Annotated in this window: 2 protein-coding genes; both read left to right on the top strand. The window is 55.1% G+C overall.

Going from position 1 to position 3,779, the window contains the following annotated elements; translation table 11 throughout:
• The first annotated feature begins 400 nt into the window (after positions 1-400).
• The gene (locus VGE80_RS02840) at positions 401-2,794 is read left to right on the top strand and encodes a hypothetical protein (protein WP_440591607.1); all 2,394 of its coding nucleotides are present in this window, start codon (positions 401-403) and stop codon (positions 2,792-2,794) included.
• 37 nt (positions 2,795-2,831) lie between these two features.
• The coding region (locus tag VGE80_RS02835) for a DUF4351 domain-containing protein (RefSeq protein WP_440591606.1) at positions 2,832-3,779 on the top strand (948 nt) is incomplete at its 3' end.

Raw genomic sequence — 3,779 nt, 5'->3', positions numbered from 1 at the left:
TCGACTGGTTCCATCGTCTCGGCCTCGTCTTCCTGACCCAAAGGCACGCCGATTTACAACCATCTTAGAAACCGCCGGATACGATGAGTACGTCCGGTGGTGTGGGAGGACGGAGGGGGTAACCCCTCCTCCTACCCGATTTGCTGCTGACGAGGTCAGAACTCGCACGTGGTAAGTGGTTACATCACACAGTGACTGGATGACGACGGACACTCGGTGGGCCGGACTGCGTTAATTGCTTGCGAATAGACCCAGTGGTAAGCTCGGCGTCGTCCGATTTTGATGTCGGACCTCTGCAGTGGTTGTCTTTCTCACTCACGCGTTTCAGTCGACCTGTGCGCCTGTGTCTGGAGACGCACAGCAGTCAGTCTGCCGAAATTTCCCGTGAGAAGGCTCCTTCATGGTTCGTCAATCCGTCGGCTGTATCGTCGTCCTCTTACTGACGGTGACCTCTTCAGTTTGGGCTCACGAGATCGATCTCTCGAAGGCGATCGTCGTCACGCGGGGGGGCGAATTACCTGCTGCAGAACGAATCGCCCCGACAGTTCTCGTTGAAGAGTTGCAGCGTCGCACTGGGATCCAGCTGCCGGTCACGACCGAATGGCCGGTTGATGCAACAGCCGTCATCGCCATCTCAACCAGAGTGGCACCACCGTCGTGGTCAGAGCGGACACATTCCGTCGTTGCCACCGTTCCCGAACCGGCGGAATCGTTCTCAATTCGGTTGACTCCGGCAAATGAACAGGGGCCCGCGATCGTCTTCGTGACGGGGCGTGATTCGCGAGGAGCCTTATTCGGCGTTGGCAAGCTGCTGCGGAACCTGAATTGGCATGACGGGCGCATCACGCTGTCGTCTGAGTTTCAGGCAAGCGAGTCACCCGACAGGCCCCTGCGTGGTCATCAGCTGGGATATCGGGATACAGCGAATAGTTGGGATGCGTGGAGGATTGATCAATTTGATCAGTACTTTCGCGAGCTTGTTATTTTCGGAGCCAATGCCGTTGAGAACATTCCCTGGCAAGGAGGAAAACTCAGTCCATTGATGAAGTATTCCCGTCCGGAAATGAATATCAAATTTGCAGAATTGTGTGATCGGTATGATCTCGATCACTGGATCTGGGTACCAGTGCTCGTGAAGCTGCCGAACGCGACGGAGGAGGCGGCATTCCTCGAGCAGCAGGAGGCATACTACCAGCAGGTCAAACGGCTCGATGCCATCTTCGTTCCGGGGGGAGATCCGGGGGATAATAAAGCAGAGCATCTGGTGCCGTTCTTACAGCGCATGGCATCACTGGTAAATAAGTATCATCCCCAGGCGAAGGTCTGGCTGTCACTGCAGCACTTTAAACCAGACGACGTGGATTTCCTCTTCCATTATCTCGATGAACACAAGCCGGTCTGGTTTGGTGGACTGGTGATGGGGCCGGGAAGTCCTCCCATGGAGGCGACACGTCGCCGACTTGCCGATGCGTATCAACTCCGTTGGTACCCGGACATCACGCACACCGTGCGATGTCAGTATCCTGTCCCGTGGCTCGATCCGGCGCTGGGTATGACCCTGGGGCGTGAGTGCGTTAACCCTCGCCCTGTCGATTACACCGCCGTTTACCGGATGGACTATTCCTTCACAAACGGCTTTCTTTCTTATTCCGACGGCGTGCACGATGACTTCAACAAGAACCTGTGGTCACAGCTTGGCTGGAATCCTGAGGTCGATCCGCGCCGTGTGGCAGAGGAGTACGCCCGGTTCTTTTTCCGCAGTGACCTTGCCCAGGTCGGGGCAGACGGTTTGTTCTCACTGGAGACGAATCTGCGCGGAGCCCTTGCGGAAAACGGCTCCATCGAAGGGGCGTTGCGATTGTGGCAGGAACTTGAAAGAGGCATCGTCACTGCGGGAAGCCCCTGGCGTTTTCAGATGCACTTGTTCCGAGCCTATTACGATGCTTACACCCGAAAGCGACTGCTCTATGAGACGGATCTCGAACGTCAGGCCTTGGCCAAGCTGGCCGAGTCGAGTCATTCCGATGTCCTCTCCACGATCAGTGCCGCACGTCAGATTCTCGAACGGGCCGCGACCGAACCTGTCGACGTAGAGGGGCTGGAAAAGCTCAACAAATTCGGTGAGACACTTTTTGAAGAAATTGGACTGCAGACCAGCGTTCCCCGGTACCAGGCTTCGGGCTACGAGCGAGGAGCGGTCCTCGATTTTGTGAACTACCCGCTCAATAACCGCTGGTGGCTGGAAGATCAGTTAGAAGCGGTCGTCAGACTGTCCGACGTGGCGACGCAGCGGAAACGGATTGAGGTCATCATCAATTGGGAGAATCCGGGCGACCAAGGTTACTACGACGTCGTCGGTCACGTTGGTCGTTCCCCTCGTATCCCGAAACTCTTGCTGGCAGGAGACGCGCTTCGCCATCAGGATGACCATCCCCGGCCCAACCAGCGATGGGTGGGGGAAAAGCGAAATCGATTGCGACAGGCCTGGCACGCTTACCTGTTCCGCATCCCGCAAGGCATCACCTACAACAATCTCGACAGTTCCTCAGCTTACATCGTAAAACTTTTTGCTCAGCGGTCGTCCCCATTGGTGATCGATGGCGTCAAGGCGAAGTTGTTGAGAACCGGCGAGACGTTTGACCAGGTGACTGAACAGATCTTTGAGGTTCCTGCGGAGACGCTGGCCGATGGCCGAATCACCCTCACATGGGAAGAGATGGACGAATCCGAACTGAACTGGCGACAGCGACACTACGTGACGGACATCTGGGTCATCAAGGCGGAAAAACAGTGACTTCTGGTGCAGTCCCTCTCTCGATGAAGTTCGATTTATGACGAATGACTCCATTTCTGGATCGCAGAGCGAGACGCCGGAAAGTGATTATGACGGGGCGTGGAAAGAGTTACTGCGCTCGCACTTGCGAGATTCGGTCGAGAATTGTTTTCCCGCGCTGGCAGAATTGGTTGACTGGAGCTTTGAACCGCAGTGGCTGGACAAAGAAATCAGCCAGATCGTCGGTCAGTCTGGTCAAAAGAACAGTGAAGTTGATGTTCTGTTTAAAGTTCGTCTGAAAACTGGCGACGAGCAGTGGATTTTGTGTCATCTGGAGATTCAGACCTCGTACGAGGCGGATTTCGCCTTTCGGCTCGATCTTTACCATTCTGGGCTCAAGTGGATGTTTCGCCAGGAGATTTTGACGCTGGTGATTTTGGCCGATTTACGAAAAAGCTGGATGCCCCGTGAACATCGCTTTGAAATGGGTGGCTTCCTGAGCCATCGCCAGTTTCCCGTCTGCAAAATCGTGGAACGACTCGAATCAGACTGGGTGGACAATGTGTCACTGGTCGCTCAGGTTTCGAGAGCTCAAATTGCCGCCCTCAGGACGACGGGTGACCCAGAGTCGCGATTCAGTGCGAAGACGGAGTTGGTACGAAACCTCTACACGCTGGGGTACTCTTCCGATAGAATAAGAGAGCTCTTTCGGCTGATTGACTGGATGATGCGTTTGAGAGCTGATTTGGACCGCCGATTCCGCTCAGATTTGATCGCTTATGAAGAGGAGTTACGTATGCCGTACGTGACCTCGGTAGAACGATTAGCAAAGGAAGAAGGACGAGAAGAAGGTTTCCTCAAAGGAAGCGAGGAACTGCTTTTGCGGCAACTGGTCCGAGTGTGCGGGGACGTACCGGATGAGTTGAGGCAGAAGATTCACCGACTTTCACTGGAGCAGAGCCACCAACTGGGGGAAGCACTGCTGGATTTTCATTCCCTCGCTGAT

Origin of the sequence: Schlesneria sp., assembly GCF_036405755.1 — a bacterium.
GTDB classification, from domain to species: Bacteria; Planctomycetota; Planctomycetia; order Planctomycetales; family Planctomycetaceae; genus Schlesneria; species Schlesneria sphaerica.
The sequence above is the reverse complement of the archived record's forward strand: the minus strand, read 5'-3'. Positions and strand labels throughout refer to the sequence as shown.

What these genes read in the sequence shown, in the direction of transcription:
- VGE80_RS02840 (WP_440591607.1), top strand. Translation starts at nt 401, where the DNA reads ATGGTTCGTCAATCCGTCGGCTGTATCGTCGTCCTCTTACTGACGGTG.